Origin of the sequence: Marinobacter persicus (genome assembly GCF_002934325.1) — a bacterium.
Classification (GTDB): domain Bacteria; phylum Pseudomonadota; class Gammaproteobacteria; order Pseudomonadales; family Oleiphilaceae; genus Marinobacter; species Marinobacter persicus_A.
Genome location: NZ_PTIV01000012.1, coordinates 49,064 through 70,691, shown reverse-complemented (window position 1 = coordinate 70,691; position 21,628 = coordinate 49,064). Strand labels below are relative to the sequence as shown.

General features: G+C 56.8%; 19 protein-coding genes. 8 read left to right on the top strand and 11 right to left on the bottom strand.

Going from position 1 to position 21,628, the window contains the following annotated elements; genetic code table 11:
* Nucleotides 1-6: 6 nt before the first annotated feature.
* The 6 genes from BY454_RS08435 to mobI all read right to left on the bottom strand — a co-directional run bounded on the left by BY454_RS08435 (nt 7) and on the right by mobI (nt 7,626).
* Nucleotides 7-1,680, bottom strand: a complete 1,674-nt coding sequence (locus BY454_RS08435; protein ID WP_104416051.1) for an ATP-binding protein — start codon at nt 1,678-1,680, stop codon at nt 7-9.
* Between the two features lie 40 nt (nt 1,681-1,720).
* Nucleotides 1,721-5,302, bottom strand: a complete 3,582-nt coding sequence (gene brxC, locus BY454_RS08430; protein ID WP_104416052.1) for a BREX system P-loop protein BrxC — start codon at nt 5,300-5,302, stop codon at nt 1,721-1,723.
* 43 nt (nt 5,303-5,345) lie between these two features.
* Nucleotides 5,346-5,936, bottom strand: coding sequence for a DUF1788 domain-containing protein (locus tag BY454_RS08425; protein ID WP_011784100.1), 591 nt, complete (start codon nt 5,934-5,936; stop codon nt 5,346-5,348).
* 17 nt (nt 5,937-5,953) lie between these two features.
* Nucleotides 5,954-6,568, bottom strand: coding sequence for a DUF1819 family protein (locus BY454_RS08420; protein ID WP_022988852.1), 615 nt, complete (start codon nt 6,566-6,568; stop codon nt 5,954-5,956).
* Nucleotides 6,565-6,774: a helix-turn-helix domain-containing protein gene (locus BY454_RS08415; RefSeq protein ID WP_008174223.1), complete on the bottom strand. Its 210-nt coding sequence runs from the start codon at nt 6,772-6,774 to the stop codon at nt 6,565-6,567. Before BY454_RS08415 ends, BY454_RS08420 begins: the two co-directional genes overlap by 4 nt.
* Nucleotides 6,775-7,023: 249 nt before the next feature.
* Nucleotides 7,024-7,626 (bottom strand): conjugative transfer protein MobI(A/C), encoded by a 603-nt coding sequence (gene mobI / locus BY454_RS08410; RefSeq protein ID WP_023011724.1) that lies wholly within the window; start codon nt 7,624-7,626, stop codon nt 7,024-7,026.
* A 737-nt stretch (nt 7,627-8,363) separates the two neighbouring features.
* On the opposite strand from mobI, the gene BY454_RS08405 reads away from it, so the two are divergent.
* Genes BY454_RS08405 through BY454_RS08395 form a run of 3 tightly spaced genes read left to right on the top strand, consistent with a single transcriptional unit; the run spans nt 8,364 to nt 10,535 of the window.
* Nucleotides 8,364-8,564, top strand: coding sequence for a helix-turn-helix transcriptional regulator (locus BY454_RS08405; RefSeq protein ID WP_022987609.1), 201 nt, complete (start codon nt 8,364-8,366; stop codon nt 8,562-8,564).
* Nucleotides 8,565-8,575: 11 nt separating this feature from the next.
* Complete coding sequence (locus BY454_RS08400) at nt 8,576-10,300, top strand: DUF927 domain-containing protein (RefSeq protein WP_022987608.1); 1,725 nt, start codon at nt 8,576-8,578, stop codon at nt 10,298-10,300.
* Nucleotides 10,293-10,535: a helix-turn-helix transcriptional regulator gene (locus BY454_RS08395; protein WP_023008356.1), complete on the top strand. Its 243-nt coding sequence runs from the start codon at nt 10,293-10,295 to the stop codon at nt 10,533-10,535. The genes BY454_RS08400 and BY454_RS08395 overlap by 8 nt, the downstream gene beginning before the upstream one ends.
* 10 nt (nt 10,536-10,545) lie before the next feature.
* Here BY454_RS08395 and BY454_RS08390 read toward each other — a convergent pair whose 3' ends face one another.
* The gene (locus BY454_RS08390) at nt 10,546-11,787 is read right to left on the bottom strand and encodes a tyrosine-type recombinase/integrase (RefSeq protein ID WP_022987607.1); all 1,242 of its coding nucleotides are present in this window, start codon (nt 11,785-11,787) and stop codon (nt 10,546-10,548) included.
* 185 nt (nt 11,788-11,972) lie between these two features.
* Entirely contained in the window at nt 11,973-12,839 is an 867-nt protein-coding gene (locus BY454_RS08385) for a YicC/YloC family endoribonuclease (RefSeq protein ID WP_104416053.1), read from the bottom strand.
* Between the two features lie 171 nt (nt 12,840-13,010).
* Here BY454_RS08385 and rph point away from each other — a divergent pair, with 171 nt between their 5' ends.
* Nucleotides 13,011-13,727, top strand: coding sequence for a ribonuclease PH (gene rph / locus BY454_RS08380; protein ID WP_104416054.1), 717 nt, complete (start codon nt 13,011-13,013; stop codon nt 13,725-13,727).
* A 507-nt stretch (nt 13,728-14,234) separates the two neighbouring features.
* On the opposite strand, the gene BY454_RS08370 is transcribed toward rph, so the two are convergent.
* Nucleotides 14,235-15,041: an exodeoxyribonuclease III gene (locus tag BY454_RS08370; RefSeq protein ID WP_104416056.1), complete on the bottom strand. Its 807-nt coding sequence runs from the start codon at nt 15,039-15,041 to the stop codon at nt 14,235-14,237.
* 81 nt (nt 15,042-15,122) lie between these two features.
* On the opposite strand from BY454_RS08370, the gene pyrE reads away from it, so the two are divergent.
* Both pyrE and BY454_RS08360 read left to right on the top strand, forming a co-directional pair.
* Nucleotides 15,123-15,761, top strand: a complete 639-nt coding sequence (gene pyrE / locus BY454_RS08365; RefSeq protein ID WP_104416057.1) for an orotate phosphoribosyltransferase — start codon at nt 15,123-15,125, stop codon at nt 15,759-15,761.
* A gap of 3 nt (nt 15,762-15,764) precedes the next feature.
* Complete coding sequence (locus BY454_RS08360; protein WP_104416058.1) at nt 15,765-16,421, top strand: DUF4124 domain-containing protein; 657 nt, start codon at nt 15,765-15,767, stop codon at nt 16,419-16,421.
* 27 nt (nt 16,422-16,448) lie between these two features.
* Here the strand turns inward: BY454_RS08360 and BY454_RS08355 are convergent, their stop codons facing one another.
* The gene (locus BY454_RS08355; protein ID WP_104416059.1) at nt 16,449-16,787 is read right to left on the bottom strand and encodes a DUF2782 domain-containing protein; all 339 of its coding nucleotides are present in this window, start codon (nt 16,785-16,787) and stop codon (nt 16,449-16,451) included.
* A gap of 110 nt (nt 16,788-16,897) precedes the next feature.
* On the opposite strand from BY454_RS08355, the gene polA reads away from it, so the two are divergent.
* Together polA and BY454_RS08345 are read left to right on the top strand one after the other, a co-directional pair.
* Entirely contained in the window at nt 16,898-19,630 is a 2,733-nt protein-coding gene (gene polA, locus BY454_RS08350) for a DNA polymerase I (protein ID WP_104416060.1), read from the top strand.
* Between the two features lie 192 nt (nt 19,631-19,822).
* A complete protein-coding gene (locus tag BY454_RS08345; protein ID WP_104416061.1) occupies nt 19,823-20,188 on the top strand; it encodes a hypothetical protein in 366 nt (121 codons plus the stop codon).
* Between the two features lie 31 nt (nt 20,189-20,219).
* On the opposite strand, the gene BY454_RS08340 is transcribed toward BY454_RS08345, so the two are convergent.
* Entirely contained in the window at nt 20,220-21,608 is a 1,389-nt protein-coding gene (locus tag BY454_RS08340; RefSeq protein ID WP_104416062.1) for an OmpP1/FadL family transporter, read from the bottom strand.
* Nucleotides 21,609-21,628 lie beyond the last annotated feature (20 nt).

The following is a 21,628-nucleotide window of genomic DNA, read 5'->3' as shown; positions in this document are numbered from 1 at the left end:
CATAAATTAACGCGCGCGCTTGTAAATAGCCCCTTTACGCTCGCCTATTTGCTCGATTTCTCCCCTTTTTTTCAATCTGGCCAACAACTTGTAGGCTTGATCCGGGCTGATATGGCACAGATCAACCACGTCGGCTCGTTTGATGCTGCCGTGGGTATCGATGAAATTCAGCACCATTTGCTCCTGTTGGATGGCATCGAACCCCGCCTGGCGCACATAGGCGGCTTTTTGCCCCGCTCCCCGGTATACCTTGGCGCTCAAGGTGTAGGTGCGGCCCTTGCCGGTGCCATGGGCTTCCACCATGCCGGCTTCCACCAGCTTTTCCAGGGTGCCCCGGACCACGGTTTCGGGCTTTTGCACGGATTTGGCCAGGTCTGCCGTTCTTAAACGCCGCTCATTGCGCAGCCGGGACAGGATGATCAGGCTGTCGATGGGCATGGCGGCGCCGGTCTGTTCCTCGCGCTCGACGATCATGCGCAAGAACTCGGCGTCCGCGTCCGCTGCGCTCATGCGCACGGAGACGGTGTGAGCGGACGACATGGAGTAGTCGGGGGCGGTGCGCCCGTAGCGGAGCATACCCTCGAAGATCCGGTCGATGCCCCGGCCCGTGCGTTCGGCCAGGCCGATGCGCTTGATAATGTCAGCCAGCAAGGGGTTACGGGAGCGAGGGTCAGCCACCAGAAGGTTGTCCAGGTTGACGCCTTCCACAAATCCACCCGGGTTGCTGATGCTCAGGCCGTCGTCGTCCAGTTTGACGTGTACGGCGCCCAGGGCGCTGTAGTCGCGGTGAACCAGGGCGTTCACAAAGGCTTCCCGGAAGGCCCGGCGGTCGAAGTTGGGGATGGGCACGCGAAACAGTCCGACCTGAATCTCCTCTTCTTCCACCCGGGCGCGGAACAGTACCTCGACCTCCTCGAAGGTCTCCAGCAGCGGTTTGCGGTAGAACTCATTGACCAGCACATCGGTACCGCGCAGCACCTGGAATGCTACCTCGTGGGAGGGCAGGTGTTGTCGGAGCTGCATGTCGCTCCCCAGCAGCAGCAGCCCTGCCACGGTGGGGTGACGCTGGCCTCCCACGTTCACGGTCAGCCCCAGGGCGCCGTCCAGCTCATCATCCGCCAGGGGCGTCAGGCTCTGGTCGCCGCCGTATTTCTTGATGGCGTTGCGGATGCGGATCCGCTGAATCGGGTCCAGATCCTCAACCGCCAGGTTTTCCACCGGCAAGGCCGAGGGGTCCGTTACTCCCAGGCTGGACTGGCGCTGAACAAACTCATGGGGGTAGAAGGGCACGGCCTCCGGAGTGCCGTCCATTCTCAGGCGCCGACGTTGCAGCAGGCCATCCGAGGTCGACACCAGCTGCCGGGACTTGGGAACCTGGATCCTGGCAATAGTTTGCCCCTCCAGCTCCAGGGCCTCAACGCGCACGGCCAGCGAGGGAATGGTCTTGTTGGCAATCAGTGCGGGCAGGCCGGCGAGGTTGCGGTGGTTGGCATGCAGCCCAGTTGGGGTGCCATCGTCTTCAACGCCCAGGAACAGGTCGCCGCCCTCGGTGTTGGCCAGGGCCACCACCGCGGCCACCAGATCCCGGTCCGGCAGGCTTTTGACGTCGCTCTTGAACTCGACGGCGAGGCTCTCGCCGCCGCGAATGAGCGTCTGGATTTCCTGTTCGGCTTCGTGCATGGCTATCCCCAACATCGACCGGTTAGACGGTTCGGCACGCTTAGATCTGGACCTTTCGGCCTTGCTGGACTTCAACCAGCAGGGCCTCGCGCAGGGCATTCAGGTACCGGTCCACATCACCCTCGTTGGCCAGCCAGGCCTTGTCGAACGCGACACGGAGGTTGCGAGTGTGAACGTAGTCGGCTGCCGATTCCTTGACCTCGGGAGTCCCCCCGTCACTCTGGTCTTCACTCTGGCTACCTGGGTGCTGATCGGGGTCGTCTGCCGGTGCTGATTTCTGATTGGCCAGCGCCACCATTTTGCCCAGCAGCTTCTGGTAGCCCTCTTCTTCAAAGTACCGGGTCCGGTCCTTGATCACAGCAATCAGGCGCTCCTGTCCGATGTAATCGACCAGATCCCGGAACGGTTTATTGAGCTCATCCTGGCGCGGTTCCGGCAGGGACTGGTATTCGTCCATGCTTTGCATGCGTTCCTGCATGGTCTTCAGGGAGGTTTCTGCCTGAGCTCGGGTTTGCTGCACTTTCTCATCGATGCGCTCCTGCAGGCTATCCAGTTGGCCCTTGAGCTGCTGAATGCGATTCCCCTTGTAGCAGTTAGGGTCGTTCAGGATGGTGCGGATCTGCTCGATCTCGTCCCCGGACACATAGATGAAGTTGGGCTCCTGACTCTGCAGGAAGGACCGAGCCTGGTTGTAGATGTCTTTCTGTGAGCCGCCCATAAGCCTGCGGATGGGATCGATGACATCCTCTTTCAGGTCCAGCAGTTGGTCTTCCTGCTTGCCCAATTCCGTCAGGTGCCAGGTGTAGGGCTTTCCGGCGACCTCTTTCAGCGTCACCAGGGCAGGTTTCAAGGCATTGAGAAACGGGTACTGATCGACCTGCGCTATCCGCCGATCCAGGTCGTGGTACATGTCCTGGAAGGCTTCGCCGGCCTCTTTACCCAGGGCCTTGGCTTCGCTGCTGCGGGGCGGGCTGTCGAAGAAGTCCTCGTAGAACGACTTGAGGGCTCGGACCTGAGAGGCGGTGAACTCAATCTGTGGTTCCAGCACCACGTTGCCGTGGCCGTGAGTGTTACGCAGGGCGCGCTCCAGCTCGCTGTCCTCCAGGATGTTACCGTCGAGACGAACTTCCACCTTGCCACGGGCACAAAGGTTGGCCAGGGTGCAGAGAATCGCGGCGTAATACCAGCCGTAGGGTTTGTGTTCGAACTTTTCCAGCAGGCTCTTGAGGGTGGTGCGGACACCGCCCCGATTGTTGCTCTGAATGAACGCCAGCACTTCCTGCTCGGATTCTGCCAGGGCCGTGGCGTCGTTACCGAAAAGGCCATCGTCTGTACGGTTGAGGCAATTGCTGATGTCGTTTTCCGTGTAGGAAACGCCGCGCAACATGCGGAGGTTGGGGTAAGCCCGTGAAATCAGCTCATGGAAGCCCCGAATAATGCGCGTCTGGGGGTCCTCATTCGCCACTTCCACATCGGCGCCGCCAATGAGCAACTTGGACTTGCCCATGAGGGTCTGAACCTGCTGCCGGAGCCTGGCCTCGCGCTCACGGTTCTGGAAGCCCTTGTCATTCAGGATCCGCTTAACGGCTTCCTGCTGGGTAACGGAAATGTTCTGCTTGATGTACTTCTCGGTGCGCTTGAACATGAGCAGATCGCGCACCAGGCGCTCGTCCGACGGCATGAGCACGAACAGCTCGTCCGCCTTGTAGGTCGAGGCTGTGCGTAGCATTTGCTCGTTGTCAGTATGCTCGTGGAACGGGCTGATGACATTGATCGAGAGCTCGTATTCACGCCCATGCAGACGATCATCCAGTTTGCGCGAATAGGAGTAGTCCTGCCCCTGGTTTTGGGAGGAGCCGGCGTCATAGCGGATTTTGCGCTGTTTTATAACAAAGTCGAAAACGATCTTTTCCAGCTCGTCCGCAACGTCCGATGACTCAACCTCTGTGTTCTTGATCTCCTGCTCGACGTCCTTTTCCTCGTCCGTCAGGTACTCGTACTGGTCGCCGTTGCGCTGTATGTAGGTCTGTTGCTCCAGAAGGCTCAGGGCTTCTTCGACCTTGGTGCGAAGTGCCGGTAGATCCTGATCGAAGGCATCCAGCATCAGCACGCAAAGGTTGCGCACCGTGGGCTTGAATTCCTTGACATATTTGACCAGGAACAGGGCCTTCAGCAGCCGGATAGCGAAGGCATTATCGAGATGGTTCTCGGCCTGAATAATCGCCCGCTGTATTTGTGATTTCAGTGCAGAGCGGATGCCTTCAAACATCAGGTCAAAGGTGGCCAGCTGGCCCACCTCATGGTTGCCGATGTGGATGGCCACCTGCTGGAAAACACCCAGCATGGAGCGCTCACCGACAGAACTGTGTTTACCCTCGAAGGCGTTGTGCTGCGACAGATTCTGGATCGCCGATTGAAACAGCGCGAACTGGTAGGGGACGAAGGGGTAGCTGTGGATGAAGTGGTCCCTGTCCCGGAAGTTCCGGTAGGTGGCCGATCCATCCGCGAAGTCAAACAGGGTTTTGAAGTTGTTTGCCTGCGCGTGATAGACGTCCGACAGCTGATTGACGCCTTCTTCGGTCTTGGTTAGCAGGCGCTTCTGGATGACCTCCGCCACGTCCGCACTGGACAGCTTCATACGGTTATTGAACCGTGCCTGAATTTTCGAGAAATCGTTGCCTTGCTGCTTGCCCATTTCGCCAACCACGTTTTTCATTTCTTCCTGGGCGGTGACGATAATCCAGGCCCGCCCACGACACTTGGTGGCGAGGCTCTCGGCAATGGTTTGCAGGTTGGTCATCAGCTTGGTGTTGTCGGCAATGTACTGGCCAACCTCGTCCACAAAGAAGTTCAGGCGGAACTCTTTGTGGCCACCCTCTTTTGCCTGCTTCTCGATATAGGTGTTCACATTGTCCGCGAAGTCCTCTATCGAAACTCGGTATTCGCTGCGGTACTTGTCCAGAATGCCCGCTGCCGACTGCGGGTCGCCACCGGTCACAGCGGCGTAGGCTTTGGCGATATTCGCGCCTTCCAGGAGGGCCTGCTCCCGGCCTTTCTGCCAGGGGCGGCCGGCGATGGTCTCGTACTCGGCTTTGAATTGTTCGTACAGGCCACGGCCGTCCAGATCGCGCTCAAACTGGGCAATGTGCCCTTGTTTGCCGTAGTAGCCGCACATTTCGTCGAAGACTTTAACGAACACGGCCAGAAGCGCATCGATTTGGGTTTTGCTGATGACATCGGCTTTCTGGTCGATGTTGAACAGAATGCTCTTCGCCGGAATTGAGACAGCTCGCTTCAGGTCGCCCCGGAGAATTTCATTCTCACTGCACTTGGGAAGGAACAGGTCCAGGGTAGTAGCACCGTCCATCTCCCGGTTTTCAAGCAGAAGGGCCAGCATCTTGAGGAGGTGCGACTTACCTGAGCCGAAGAAGCCGGATACCCAGACCCCGTTCGCCCCTTCGTAGTTATTGTAGGCGTCCAGGAACTCTTCGAGGCGTTTCTCGACTTCGTTGGTCAGTACGTATTCTTCAATTTCGAGGCGAAGACTGGCTTCATCGTCGGCTTTGATAACGCCTTCAATGGGGCGGTCAACGGGCTTTAGAAAAATATTCTTCAATGTCATTGTACTTTCCCTTAATGATTACGCCTCGAATCGTATCGTCCGCTCAGGCTTCGTAATGAAAGATGTTGAACGCACGGTAGTACTTGTCGTCATGCAGCCTGCCGAACAGATCCAGCGATGCACCGGTTTCCAGCGAGTGGGTATAGGACCCCGGAAAGAACATCACCGTTGGCTGGTCTTTGGCGGTGCTCTGCAAGTTGTTGAGCACGTTATGGGAGCGTATGTAGGGGAAAACCTCGCCCACCCCTGAGAGAAACAGCACGTCAAACTCAACGGACTGGAGTTTTGCCGCAATAGCGGGCACCAAATGGGCTTCCGGGTCCAGCACTCCCTGTAGCAGTTCTTTCAGCTGATCCTTTGAGACCGTGGGCTCGAGCTCCAACACCTGCTCCCAGATGTCTCTTTCTTTCAAAATATCGACGGCCAGGTCGTACAGATTGATACTCAGGATCCGGATGCCCGCCTGCTCCAGCCGGTTAACCAACTGCCGCTGAAGACGCTCCATCTCGACCGCTTCTTCAGGCCGGTAGGGACAGATGAAGAAAGGCACTTCATTACCCAGTCCCTGTTTGTTCAGGAACCGCTGGCCGGAAACCACGCTAAACAGGTGCTGTAGTCGCTCCTGCATCGGCATTTTGGCAATGTCCTTTTTCAAGCTGACATCCCCCTGATATCGGATTCATAGACTGGGAAGTAGAAAAACTCGTCAGGATTGTTCTGACGCAGCAACTCAACCAGCCTGGGGCTGAGCAGAACTGCGTTTATGGTTTTGTCCTTAGCTAACAACCCTGCCTCCCGCAGCATTCTGAACAGGACCTGCCGCAATTTATCGCGCGTTGAGGCGCTGGCATTATCCAGTTCGTCATGCCATTCCGATTTACGGTTATAGAAGGCATCGAAATCCTCAAAACTGAGATCCAGCTTCATCGCGACAAACCGTTCGTGTAGCACTTCCACCGCAAAGTCCGCGATAAAGCGGTACAGGCGGCACACGGCAACCCACAGAAGGTGAGCCTGGTCCTGGTGGTTTGCCTCGGCCAGGAAAGTCAGTTCGCTTTCGGTCAACGTCTTCAGGCGTGCAATCGCCTCTCTACAGGTGCGCTTTGCCGTGCTTTCTGTTCTGGCCTGTAGCAGGTTGTCATGTAGAGCTTGAGTCCGCACATCTTCCCAGTCACGGAGCGACAGGTACAGCTCGGCCAACTTCACCGATTCGCGGTGATACAGGCTGCCGGACGTGAAGGAGATGCGATACCGGCCTTGGGTCATTCGGAACGCTCACCTTTGCTCGTCTCAGCGGCTCCACCGCCCTTGACCCACTCATCCACTTCGACTTTTTTGAACTTCCAAAATCGCCCCATGCGGTGGGCGGGCATTGCGTGCTTGTCGATCCAGCGGTACACGGTGTCATTGCTGACACCGAGGTGCTTGCCAATTTCGTCTACGGATAACCAGCGATCTTCCATCTCGGCCATGTTTTCGCTTCCTATGGGCGATGGTGTTGCCACCTTATCTGAGGCGGCACGGTCTCATGGGCGGAACAGCCCTACACTACATTGACTGATCAATATATAGAGGTACCACGCTGCATTCAACCGATTTGACCCGGATAGACCAGCAAAGAACGGCATATATAGCCACCTGAAATCTGGGCGATCCCATCAATAGCCCCACGCAATCAACACCTGCGGTGTGAGCGGCATGCCTTTTACCGCCAACAGCCCTCATCCCTCCTCGTTGGAGGGGCTTGAACTCCCGCTGGTCGCCTCCTTCAGTCCACCGAGGTGCTCCTCCAGATTTTTCAGGAGGCGCTCGCTTTTCCGCACGATTCGACAAAGCTCCGCCTGGTTGGCATTGAGCCTTCGCAACATTTCAAAACCGTCCTCAGTTTCCATGATGAGCGGTTTCTCCCAGTCCTGTGCCCGCGTGAAGGCCGGTTTGTGATAGCGGAACCGACCTTCTTTGCGGATGTACTCACTGAAAACTGATCGGCCCTCGCCACTCTTCTTCGGGATAAAGCGGTTGTAGTACCAGGACAATTCCAGTTTTCTTTTTCTGAGTCGAACGCGGCAGCCGAAGTGCCCGGGATAGCCGGGTGTCTTGTCGGTACGATGAGCCATGTTGTGGGACCAGAAGTGATCACAGAGCCGCTGCGCCAGATAGCGGTACCTTGCTTGCTCCACGTCCGCTTGCTGGTGAATCGCCGTCAGAAACTGACGGCATTGCGTTATGGCGGCTTTGATACCACGTTGGTGGTTCACATTTTGGGCTCGGCTGACCGCCTCCCACTCTTCGCAGATTTCCTGGTGAGTCATTCGTTTGCTCATGGCTGGCTCCTCGCTATGGATTTGCCAACAATCGTAATCCGTCGAGTGCTTTGAGCTGCCATGTGCTTTTGTCCTTTTTGGACACAAAGGCGGGGGCGGAGGCAGATTCCTTCCTCCAAGCCATGGGACCTTTCCAATTCCTGTCCACGTGACTACCTGATTTGGGACTTTGCCGCTGCGCTCCCACGCGCCATGAAATAGCTCGCATGGGCTGAAGGATCCGCGCTCCATTATTTATTTGGGACCCTGGCCTCCCACCTCAGTGAAAACACCGGTATCCGGTGGCTTGATGGAACCGGACTGACTGTCGTCGCTACGACAATTCCCGCTACTTCCTCGGGGCACTTACAAAGGGCTTGGAAGAGACCTTTTGGAGCCCCGTTGTGATATGGACATGCCCCGTAAAATAACAGGGCCTCGAAAAGGCTCTTTAAGAGGCTGTTTTGATCACGTCCAGCATTGACTTTCACATGTGAAAGTCAATGCGCATTACCGCTTCACAAAATGATGCCGTGATGGTGGCGGGTAACAGCGATTGCTTACATTTCGCCAGATTTTGCTCGTAAACCGATGAGGCTCCCATGAAAATCGCCTTAATGACAGAAGTTAACCTTTAATTTCATCTAGTTATAATTTTTTTCTCTTTGCGCCCAAAATGGCCAATTTCACGGTTCTGGTCCTGACTCCTGATTACTAATAATCACTCCTGCCGTTAATCAACGAACCAGGAGTAGATAATGAAACACATGTTTTCTAGCGAGACCAACGAGCGCTTGCTCACATACGAAGAAGTGTGCGCCGTCACTCAGCTATCGCAAGCCACGCTACGTCGATACGTCCGATCAGGTCGCTTCCCCGCCCCCATCAAGCCAAACCCGCAAGGTCGAGCCGTCAGGTTTCGGATCCAGGATGTTAGAAACTGGCTGGATCGGTTGTGACGGAGGGGCAAATGAAATTTCAATTGAGAGACTCTGGCCTGTACTGCTTCAGCTCTGATGAATGGCAAAGAGTTGGTGGATGGATTGAGGTTATTGCCAGAACCCGACTCTCCAACAAGAAGCACGGTCACGGTGCGCTGCTGCAGTGGAAAAATATGGACAACGTCCTGCTCCGCGAGGTGGTGTATGCGCGCAACCTGAACGGCGATAACGCCCGACAGATACGGGAGCTGCTCGTGGACAGCGGCTATCCGCTGGAGCCTGGCAATATCAGTTGGGCACGACTACAACGCTACCTGCTTGAGGAAATGGCAAAGGCGCCGCCGGCCACAACCGTCGACCGTACAGGTTGGCACGGCCCCATCTTCGCGACGAGTAGCTGGACGGCAGGTCAGGCGGATGAGCAGCACTACTTCGTCGGGCAGCTATCAACCTCCCCTCTACTTCAGGAAAACGGTTCTCTCCAGGATTGGCAAGCTCAAGTGGGGAAGCTGTGTGAGGGCAACCCGCTGGCGATGTTCAGCATTGGGGTAGCCCTTGCGGCACCACTGCTGAAGCATGCGGAGATTGAAAATGGGGCTTTTCACTTCGGCGGCAATAGCTCCAGCGGTAAAACGACACTACTGCAGGCGGCCGCGAGCGTGTGTGGTGCACCAACGTTTGTGCGGAACTGGGTATCGACTGCCAATGGCTTGGCAGCCGTGGCTGCTGAGCACAATGACATGTTGCTGGCATTGGATGAAATTGGCCTGGCGCGCCCGGAAGATGTCGATGTAGCGACGTATCATATAATGACCGGTGCCAGTAAGTTGCGTGCGAATATATCAGGGGACCTTACTGCACAAACGCACTGGCGAACTCTGGCTTTAAGTACCGGTGAGGTATGGCTATCGGAAGTATTTCAGGAAATAGGCAAGTCGGTTAAAGCCGGCCAAGAAACCCGACTTGTCGAGATTCCGATTTTTGGGAGGTTTGGAGCCTTTGACAAGTTGCATGGATTCAACAGTGCCCAAGAGTTCGTGGACACGTTGAAAAGCCGTACCGGGCACTACCACGGCACACTGTTCCGGCACTGGCTCGAGCGTCTTACAGAAGATGTGAATGACCTACCCAGCTACATCCAGAATGAGGTTGCCCGGTTGACGGAGCAATGGAAGACCCCTCATATGGCTTCGCAAGTCGTCCGAGTGATCAGGCGGTTCGCACTGATCACCGCTGCACTATGCCTGGCATGTCGGAACTATCTCCTCCCCTGGACGGAAGCGGAGTCGGTTCGAGCAGTACACCAAGTCGTTGGAGCCTGGCTTCGGAGCCGGGGTCACATCTTCAATTCGGAGGAGTACCGCCTGTTGGCCCGCCTTCGCGATGCTATTTACAAATGGAATCACCGTCTCGTTGACATAGAGCGGGGGGATTACGGAAGAGCAATTGGTCTGCGACGCAAAGTGGCCGGTGAGACGCAGTGGCTGATACCCAAAAATACTCTTATCAAGGAGCTTGGCCTTCGAAGTCGATACACCCGGGAAATTGAGCCGCTGATCCAGAGAGATTTCCTGGAAACCAATGAACAGAGCCGTGGCACCATGAAAATCAAGCTACGGGATCGATCGGAGCGTTTTTTCGCCCTGTGGCCTGATCGCATCAAGGCGTATTGGGAAGCGCTACCGGATGGAGATGGACTTTCCCAGTTTCCCACTTATCCCAGTGTTGATTCGGAGGTAACGGAGAATGAGTAACAAGACCTTCAGTCCGCCTTCGGAGGAGGTGCGCGCCAAGCTGCTGGCTCGTTCTGGACAGTGTGAGCGGCTGGTTCGGGAGTCGGACCGTCGAGCGATTACAGCCGTCAGCCGGACGCAGTGGTGGACCTTGGAACGAAAGCGAGTGGCTCCGGCACGACTCAAGCTGGGATGCAACTCAGTGGCCTGGCGCCTGTCGGATCTGTTGGCCTGGATTGAGCAACAAGGGGCCTGATCTGGCCCCTTTACCCTCCAGAGCTGACTTCACCTCTCACGATGGGCGCCAGCCACTCGCAGAGCGCCTCGTGAGCCGCTCTTCGCTCTTCAAAGTACGCATGCTTGTTATAAACCCGGTCCGTCCGGTTGCCGGGCAGTTGATTCAGGCAGCGCTGAGCCAGATTGTCATCAAAACCAAGCTTGCCCAGCTTCGTCCTGGCCGTGCCACGCAGATCGTGGACGCGGCGCTTGTCGAACGAAAAGAACTTTTTCTCAAAGAGTTTCTTGAGCGCATGGTTCAGCGTGTTTTCACACACAAACGGCGTCCGTGCTTTTTTACTGATCCTGCGAGCTGGAAATACCCACTCACTACCGCAGGAACGTACCTTCAGCTCATTCAGCCATTCCACGGCGGGCTCCGCCAACGGGATATCGATGGCCCTTCTCTTTTTGGTCCTTTCCTCGGGCAGGTACCAGATACGGTTCTCCAGATCGAATTCCGACCAAGGCGCTGCCAGCAGCTCCATTTTTCTCGTACAGGTCGCAATCAACAAAGCACAGGCCAGGTAGTTTTCACGGCTGAACTGCGCCGGAATCACCCGGAGTTTGGTGAAGAACTCGGTGACTTCGTCTTCATTCATTGGGTAGTTGGCGGCCTTCTCCTCCCCGCCGGCGTCCCTGGGACGGAATGGCGAGGCTGGATTGAACCTGGTGACGTCCAGTTTGATGCCATGATCAAACAGGTTCCTCAGCAGGCGCATCAAATCATTTGATAGGGTTGGGCGGGGCTTATTGTCGTCATAGCCAGTGGCCACGTCCCGCAGGATTTCACTGATATCCACTGGTCGGATCTTTTCAAGTTCCACCTTTCCGATGCGCCAGGCGACCTCACGCTCGTACAGGCTCTTCTCTTTATGGTGGGACGCGATTTCTCGTTTGCGAAGCTCGTAGTAGTCCGCGTACAGGTCATTGAGCGTTTTGAAGGGGTTTTGGTTGACCTTCTGCCGCTCCTGAACCGGGTCAGCACCCTCACGCTTGATCGCCAACCTCAGCTTCGCCGCCTCATCACGGGCGTCGGCCAATGACCAGTCGTCCACCTTGCCGATGGTGTATTCGCGCCGGAGCTTGGTAGCTGGGGTGGTATAGCGCAGCATCCAGTAGGCATCGCCGCGCTTCGGGGTCATGAGGTAGAGACCATTGCCATCGGCATGCCGCACGGATGGCTTCTCTTTGATCAGTTTCTTGACGGTCTTGTCGTGTAGCTTGCCCACTTTCCTGCCTTAAAAAAATTGGGGAGTACAATCTCGCCGATACAATATAGCGAGAAAATACTCCCCAATCTACTACCCATCACTACCCAAACTTGGCAGAACTTACACGAACATTATGAGCGTCAAAATTACATAACTATTTGATTTATAATGCCATCAAGAACAACGTCGAACCCCCAAGAACATCACTCAATATTCTGCACCTGCTCCCTCATCTGCTCGATCAACACCTTGAGATCCACCGCCGTGCGCGTGACCTCCGCATCAATGCTCTTGCTACTGAGGGTATTGGCCTCGCGGTTCAGCTCCTGCATCAGAAAATCCAGCCGCCGCCCGATGGCCTCATCCCGCTGCAGGGTGTCAGACACTTCGGTGACGTGAGCGTCCAGCCGATCCAACTCTTCCGCAACGTCGCTTTTCTGGGCCAGCATCACCATCTCCTGCGCCAGGCGGTCTTCTTCCAGCTCTACCTGCGCCTTGGCGAAGCGGTCACGAATGTTTTGCGCCTGGGCCTCCAGCAGCTGCGGCATGCGCTCACGCACCTCGGCCACGAATGCGGACATTTCCTTCAGCCGGTCGTCAAACAGCGGGCGCAACCGCTCGCCTTCGCGCTCGCGAACCGATACCAGCTCATCCACCGTCTCCGCAAACAGCTCACCCGCCGCCTCCTTCGCGGCGCTGAAATCCTGCTCCGGCATCGACAGCACGCCGGGCCAACGCAGAATATCCAGGGCACTGATATGAGCCGGGTTATCCAGGATACGATTCACATGGTTGGCCGCCTCGTTCAGCGCCCGGGTCAGGTCATCGTTTACCTCAAAATTCTGCGCTTCCGTCTCCACCGGCTGAAAACGCATGGAGACGTCCACTTTGCCCCGCTTCAGCCCCTGGCGAAGGCGGTCGCGGAAACCGGTTTCCAGCTCCCGCAACTGTTCGGGCAAACGAAAAGACGGCTCCAGGTACCGATGATTCACTGTGCGAATTTCACAGGTCAGGGTGCCCCAGTCGCCCTGGGCTTCCTTACGGGCAAAGGCAGTCATGCTGCGGATCATAAAAGCTCCCTTTATTCTGGCTAGTTAACGGCAGTCTATCAGGGTCGGACGGAAAGCGGCGAGCCTACCTAGGCAGGCTCAGCCCCGGCACTACTCCGTGTTATACTGGCAGGCTTTCAAAATTCGCCCGGCCCCATGGCCGGACACCCATGAACAATGACAGGATATTTTATGCGACCAAGCGGCAGAACACCGGAACAACCCAGAGACGTTCGCATTACCCGCAACTTCACCCGCCACGCCGAAGGCTCGGTACTGGTGGAATTCGGTGACACCAAAGTGATCTGCACCGCCTCCGTCGAAAACAAGGTTCCCCCGTTCCTGCGCGGCGAAGGCAAAGGCTGGATCACCGCCGAATACGGCATGTTGCCCCGCTCCACCGGCAGCCGCATGGGCCGAGAAGCCGCCCGTGGCAAACAGGGCGGCCGCACCGTGGAAATCCAGCGCCTGATCGGCCGCAGCCTGCGCGCCGCTGTCGACATGAAAGCGTTGGGCGAGCACACCATCACCATCGACTGTGATGTCATCCAGGCCGACGGCGGCACCCGCACTGCGGCCATCACCGGTGGCTGCGTGGCGCTGGTGGACGCCCTGAACTACCTGGTGGCCGAAGGCCGCCTGAAGAAATCCCCACTCAAGCGCATGATCGCGGCCATCTCCGTGGGTATCTACAAAGGCACGCCCGTTGCCGATCTGGACTACCCGGAAGACTCCGAGGCCGATACCGACCTGAACGTGATCATGACCGACGAAGGCGGCTTCATCGAAATTCAGGGCACAGCCGAAGGCGCGCCGTTCCAGCAGGACGAGCTGGACGCCATGCTGGCTTTGGCTCGCAATGCCAGCGACACTTTGTTTGCCGTGCAGAAGGAAGCTCTGGAGGGCTGATTTCTGGACTTGGGAGTTAGCTTCTCTGGAGTTGACTCCCGCGAGCCCGGGTGGGGAAACCTTTCCGGGACACGCTACAAGCACCCGCAAGCGGGTCCGGCCAGCAATCACAGATTGCTGTCGTTCGGCTGCGCATGAAGCTTCGCTTCATAAACACTTGCCTCACCCATGTGCGCTCGACTCCGGCCTTCCCTGGCCGGAGACGGTCCCGGAAAGGTTTCCCCACCCGGGCCCGCTACTTGCCACTCCTATCAAAGCAACGGTTTATGGTATCGACATCGCCATACCGCCAAACCAGGTTATCAGAGAGCTTCTTAAAAATTCGGGATGCGAGACTAGGCGCCTGCACAGAGTCCAATAAGCACTTACGGGATGTCTTCCCCAGAATTTCGAAGGCCAAGGATGGCCTGAGAGAAGCGCACATGGATGTGCTCGTAGCGGTTCTGGGGAAGGCATCCCGTAAGGGCGTCTCCCCCAGCTCCGATAGGCGTGACACTAGGCAGTAAGTTAGAAACCGATTTCGATGTCGTAGTCCATCACCACGGGCGCGTGATCGGAGAACCGCGCAGACGGATCAATCCAGCCATCCTGGATGGTCTTGCGGATGCCAGGCGTCAACAGCTGGTAATCCACTCGGATGCCGGCAGCCTTGCTCGGCCCCTCCACCTGCTCCGGCCACCAGGTAAACTGATTGCTCTGCTTGTTGATCTCCCGGAACGCATCAATACAGCCCATTTCATCAAACAGACGGTCCAGCCATGCACGTTCGTGGGGCAGGAAACCGGAGAAATCCATGCGGTGATACAGCGGGCTCGCGTCGGTCACGTGATGAGCGGTTTGCAGGTTAGCGCCAAAGATAAACTGCCGACGCTTGCGCAGCGTCTTCTGCATATGAACACCGAAGGCTTCCATGAACTCATCCTTGTGGTCCAGCACCGTCAGGTCATCCTCGCCGGTCAGCTCTTCTTCGCGGCCAAGGGCACAGGGGGCCAGCACCGATGCCACGGAAACCTTGTCAAAATCCGCCTGGATAAAACGCCCTTCGCGGTCGGCCTGCTCATTGGCAAAGCCGTACATGATGGCCTTGGGGAAGTGACGGGTGTAAATGCCCACACCGCCGTGCTCGTTCAGCTCGCCATCAATGAAGTAGGCCTCATAGCCTTCGGGAATCAGGTTCTGGTCCTCAATCTCGTAGGCGCGCATGCGGTGATCCTGAACGCAGACCACGTCCGCGTCCTGGTCGGCCAGCCAGTCGAAAAAACCGTTTTCAACAGCCCGGGCCAGACCATTGACACTGATTGATACTACCCGCATACGTGTTCCCTGATTCGCTTTGTGTGTATGATACCGTTTTTACATTCTAATTAAAGTTGCAACCCCGCCAGAACCCTTGCCATGCACGACTATCAGCGAAAGTTTATCGAGTTTGCCATCCAGCGGAATGTGCTGCGTTTCGGGGAATTCACCCTGAAATCCGGGCGCACCAGCCCCTACTTTTTCAACGCCGGGCTGTTCAACACCGGCGACGACCTGCTCCAGTTAAGCAAAGCCTATGCCGCAGCCATAGAACGCAGCGGGCTGGATTATGACATTATTTTCGGGCCAGCCTATAAGGGCATTCCCTTGGCCACCGTGACCGCCATGGCCCTCGCTACAGACGGTAACAGCAAACCCTTTGCATTCAATCGCAAAGAGAAGAAAGATCATGGCGAAGGCGGCAACATTGTCGGCGCACCATTAGAAGGCAAGGTGCTCATTGTTGACGACGTCATCACCGCCGGCACCGCCATTCGCGAGTCCATCGACATCATCCGCGCCGCGGGCGCAGAGCCTGCCGGCGTTCTTATTGCACTGGACCGCCAGGAAAAGGGCAATGCCGAGCTTTCCGCCATCCAGGAAGTCGAAAAAGAATTCGGCATCCCAGTTGTGAGTATTATTCGTCTGGAACAGGTATTGGATTACCTGAAGGCCAATCCGGAATTCGCCGGCCATGCGGAGAACGTGGCGGCCTACCGGGATCGTTACGGAGTTTAAGGCATGCAGCATCGCCCGATTGTTTCTTCCGCCATTGCCCTGCTGACCACCATTGGCATGCTGGCATCAACCGGCGCGCAGGCGGGCATGTACCGCTACGAAGATGAAAACGGGCGAATGGTGATTAGCAACACAATCCCGCAGGAGGCCACCAAGCGCGGCTACGACATCCTGGGCAACAACGGCCGGGTCGTGGAAACCGTCCCCCCGGCCCCAACAGCAGAAGAAATTGCGGCCCGGGAAGCCGAAAAGGAGCGCAAGCGCCAGGCGGAACTTCAGCGTCAGAAAGACGAGAAATTGCTGGAACGCTACAGCCACCCGGATCAGGCCGTGCGGGCAATGCACCGCAAAATCCGTGAAATGGAAGGGATGATTCAGCTGAAACGGGGCAACATCTCCGTTATATCCAGTCAGTTGAACAACGAACAAAGCCGCGCCGCCGATATGGAGCGGGCGGGCCGGGAAGTGCCCGAGGCGTCACTGGAAAAGATTCGTCGCCTGGAAGCGCAGATTGACGACGTGGAACAGGAAATCCAGAACCAGCGCCGTCAGATTGAAGACATGAAAGACGAGTTCAAAGCGGACATCACACGCCTTGAGACAATTACGGGCGAGGAACGCACACTGCCACTTGAGCCCCCGGAGAACGATTCACAGTAATCGGCCCCGGGACTCGCGCCGGGCTGCTTACCAGCGGAAAATCACCCAACTGGGGATCAACAGATCCGATTCTGTGTCCTCAATCCAGCCACCGCCTTCAGCCGGCACCAGGTAATACTCCGGCCCCACCTCTGGCACCACCTTGATTTCCATCAGCTGGCCATTCACGCGGTACTCATAGAACACCTTGTCCTCGCCGGGCCGGATCACGATCTGCGTATCGCTGGCCGGAGGCTGATAATCCGAGATAACCACCGGCTCATCTGGCGTCTCTACCGGCGTGGTATCCAGTGCACCTTCATCCTGAGCCAAGGCCGGCACCGAGACACAGCCAAGCAGCAGAGCAGAACAGGCGATTCGTTTCATTTTCGTGATACCCTTTGATCCAACGTTTGTCGGGAGCCGCTGAACAGCTCCATGGCTACAGAGTTGCACAAGCCAACCCACGCTTCAACAGAATCCGGACCTGTTTCAACATGAGTGACAACAAGACCCCACCCGTGGTTCTGGTGGACGGATCGTCCTACCTGTTCCGCGCCTATCACGCACTGCCGCCACTGACCACCAGCAAGAACCACCCCACCGGCGCCATCAAAGGGGTGATCAGCATGCTACGCCGGCTGGAGCAGGATTTCCCCGGCTCCAAGGTCGTGGTGGTGTTTGATGCCAAGGGCAAAACCTTTCGTCACGAAATGTACGAAGAGTACAAAGCCAACCGCCCACCGATGCCGGACGATCTGGCGGTACAGATTGAGCCCATCCACGAGATCGTCAAGGCCATGGGCCTGCCACTGCTGATCGTGCCGGGCGTGGAAGCCGACGACGTGATCGGCACCCTGGCTCACGAGGCCACCAGCAAAGGCATCGATGTGGTGGTGTCCACCGGCGACAAGGACATGGCCCAGCTGGTCAGCGACCACGTCACCCTGATCAACACCATGACCGAAACCGCCATGGACCGCGACGGCGTGGTGGACAAGTTTGGCGTCTCGGCCGACCAGATTGTGGATTACCTGGCCCTGGTGGGCGACAAGGTCGACAACATCCCCGGCGTGAACAAATGCGGCCCGAAAACAGCGGTTAAGTGGCTGCAGACCTATAACGATCTGGACAACCTGATCGAACACGCAGACGAGATCAAAGGCAAGATCGGCGAGAATCTGCGTGAGGCCAAAGACACCCTGCCCCTCAGTCGGCAACTGGCGACCATCCGCACCGATGTGGAACTGGAGTTCGGCCTGGAAGACCTGACCGACCGGGAGCAAAACGACGACCAGTTGCTGGAACTGTTCAAGGAATACGAGTTCCGCACCTGGGTGGCCGAGCTGGAAGACGGCGACAATGGTTCCGGTGGGCAATCGGAGCAGAATGGCGATTCTCCCATGCCAGAGAAGCCGGAAAAGCGCTATTCCGTCGTCACCGACCAGGCAGAGTTTGACCAGTGGCTGGAGCGCCTGAAAAACGCCGCCCTGTTTGCCTTCGACACCGAGACCACCAGCCTCCGCTATATCGACGCGCAAGTGGTTGGCGTGTCCTTCGCCATTGAAGCCGGCGAAGCAGCCTATGTTCCCCTGGCCCACGACTACATGGGCGCTCCGGATCAGTTAGACCGTGAGACTGTCCTTGAACAGCTCAAGCCCTTACTGGAAGACCCCAAGCAGAAAAAGGTCGGTCAGAACCTGAAGTACGACAAGAACGTGCTGGCCAACCATGGCATTACCCTGGAAGGCATTGCCGAAGACACCATGCTGGAGTCCTACGTCTATAACTCTGTGGCCACCCGCCACGATATGGACAGCCTGGCCCGCGTCTATCTGGATGAGCAGACCATCAGCTACGAATCCATCGCCGGCAAAGGCGCAAAACAGCTCACGTTCAATCAGATCGACCTGGAAAAAGCCGGCCCCTACGCCGCCGAGGACGCGGACATCACCCTGCGCCTGCACCATGCTCTGAGCCCCAGACTCAAAGAAACCGGCAAACTCGAATCGGTGTACCGGGACATTGACCTGCCACTGGTACCGGTGCTGTCGCGCATGGAGCAAAGAGGCGCGCTGATCAGCGCCAGCACCCTGCGTACCCACAGCCAGGAGCTGGCCGAGCGCATGGCCGAGTTGGAGAAAGAGGCCCACGAAGTCGCCGGTGAGGCTTTTAACCTGGGCTCACCCAAACAGCTGCAGGCGATCCTGTACGACAAGTTCGGCCTGCGGGTGATCAAGAAGACCCCGAAGGGCGCGCCGTCCACCGCCGAACCGGTGCTGCAGGAACTGGCCCACGAGCACGAACTGCCACGACTGATTGTGGAACACCGCAGCCTGAGCAAGCTCAAGTCCACCTACACCGACACTCTGCCAAAGCTGATTCATGAACGCACCGGCCGGGTTCATACCTCCTACCATCAGGCGGTGACGGCAACCGGGCGACTATCCTCTTCCGAACCAAACCTTCAGAACATTCCGATTCGCACCGAGGAAGGCCGCCGCATCCGTCAGGCATTCATTGCCCCGGAAGGCCACAAGCTGCTGGCGGCAGACTATTCCCAGATTGAACTGCGCATCATGGCGCATCTGTCCGGCGACAAAGGACTGCTGAAGGCTTTTGAACTCGGCGAGGACATCCACAAGGCCACCGCCGCCGAAGTCTTCGGTGTCAGTCTGGACGAGGTTTCCTCCGACCAGCGCCGCAGCGCCAAGGCCATCAATTTCGGGCTGATCTACGGCATGTCCGCCTTTGGCCTGTCCCGCCAGTTGGAGGTGGATCGCAGTACCGCGCAGAACTACATTGACCGCTACTTCGAGCGTTATCCTGGCGTTCTCAAGTACATGGACAACGTTCGCAAACAGGCCCATGACGACGGCTACGTGGAAACCCTGTTTGGCCGGCGCCTGTACCTGCCGGAAATCAACGCCCGCAACAAACAGCTGCAACAGGCCGCCGAACGCACCGCCATCAATGCCCCCATGCAGGGAACCGCAGCCGACATCATCAAGCGGGCCATGATTGAGGTGGACAACTGGCTGCGCACCGAGCACCCGGACGATGCCTGCATGACCATGCAGGTGCACGATGAACTGATCATCGAAGTACGGGAAAGCGCGCTTGAGAAAGTCAGAAAAGGGTTGCTGGAACGCATGTCAGCGGCCGCCGACCTGGACGTCCCGCTGGTTGTGGACGCAGGCGTGGGTGATAACTGGGACGAAGCCCACTAAAACCCTCTTACCCAGCCCGCTGCGCCCTGTTGCCGTGCAAAATCGCCCGATTTGTGCGGAAACAGGGCGTCTTCTGCCTATCCAGACCGCCTGACGCCAGTATCCACTGGTTGCAATAAACGGCACGGAACCTGCTTTGCCGACAGTATCAGGGCAAACGCCCTTTAAAGCTGAGGCAATGCGAGGCCCGTCATGAATTCCACCACCCACGAACGCACCTGGTTGTTCGAGCCGGAACTTCTGAGACTCGTTCACCAATGCCGGCGCCTGATCCAGTCCGAGTTCGGCATCAAACTGCACTTGAACCAGGACGATCTGGAAGAACAACTGGCCGACTACGCTGAGAAAACCCGATCACGTCACCTGGTTCACACCTGGGAAGCCTTGAAACAGCGGGTACCGGAACTGGACCAGTCCATGGCGACTGACGCACCGAAGAAAACGTATCGGGGCCAACCCATCGCGGATGATGAGGGCGGCATACAGAAAGAAGCGTTGGGGGAACCACCTCGCCCCCGGCACAACAAGGTGATTTACCGGGGACAGGTGATCGGCTGACCGGGGCAGTCAGCCGCTTAGCAAGGCTGGATTAGAAAGCCTTGCTGACTTGGAGGGAAGCGCTCCAGGCGCTGAGGTCGTATTCGGCCTGGTAGTTGCTGGGATCGTCTTGACCTCCCAGCTGCGCTCTATCGTCAGGCTCACCACCATGTTCATATTTATACTCGTTAACCTTGGCATCTCCGTCAAAGATCAAAGTGCCTACAGCCGCGTCAACAGCCCAACCACTTTGGGAGTCTTTCCATTGAGTACCGAGCGTCAGCCAGTGACGATCTTGGGATGGAATTCGTGCAGTGACAAATTCATCAACTGGCGACTCGTCATAAGCATAACCCGCTTTTAACTTCCAATTTGACGTCGCCTGCCAAATACCACCGACATTAAACTGCCAAGTATTTTTCCACTGTTCGGTGACGTGAGTTATGATGCTACCATCTTGTTTGTTGATGACATCCAATTCCTCAAAACGACTCCAGCGTGCATAGGTAGCCCCAGCCAATAGCGTAAGGTCATCCGTTAATTGATGACTAACCCCCAGCATTGCACTCTCTGGGATATTCAAAGGGACCTTGGCGTCTCGTGTAAAGTCAAAGTTCCCACTGGGACCACCTCCTGCGTTAGCCGGTGTCACCACATTGGTAAACTCAGCATCACCCTCCAACTCAAGCTCCGTACCTGTTTGCAGGTTCAATCCTAACTGCGTTTTATCCGTCAGGTCGTAGAGGAAACCCACTCGGAAGGTGACTCCAACATCGTCACCCTCAACATTTGCGTAACCCTGATCAGGATATAGCGGACCAGCTGGCCCTAATTGACTTTGAATGTAGCTATTATCTATAAATCTCGACAACTTGCCCTCGGCATACATAATGTTCATACCGATACCCATGGACAAACCTTCTCCATTGCTAGCCGAGATTGAAGGAGCAAAAGATATTACTGAGAGCTCAGTTTCATCAGCAAAGTAGCGCCCCCTAAAATCATCCTCATAATCAGCAGCCAATCCATAAGGGGCATGAAGTGCAAACCCCACATCTATCGAATCACTCACCTCGTGAGTTACAAATAGACTGGGCAATACAGCAGGATCTGCAATATCACCACCATTAGACCCGGTAACATTATCACCAACTTGGTCTGTGGCGACGATTGTGCCGCCCTTCGCCTCCGCATCAATATCCAACACAGAAGCACCAAAGGAAACATTGGTACCCGACAGCTTGCTCATACCCGCCGGGTTAAAGAAAACGGTACTGGCATCTTCAGCGTGCGCAGCAGCACCGGCGTTGGCGTAGCCGGAGGTCGCGGCACTTTGTTCGTTAAGGGAAAAGCCCCCCGCCATGACGGTAGCCGGTGTGGCAATGGCCGCCAGGGTTGCGAAACGGACAGCTTTAGCGAGTGTATTGTACTTGTTGTTCATAACGACTCCTTAAACGGTTT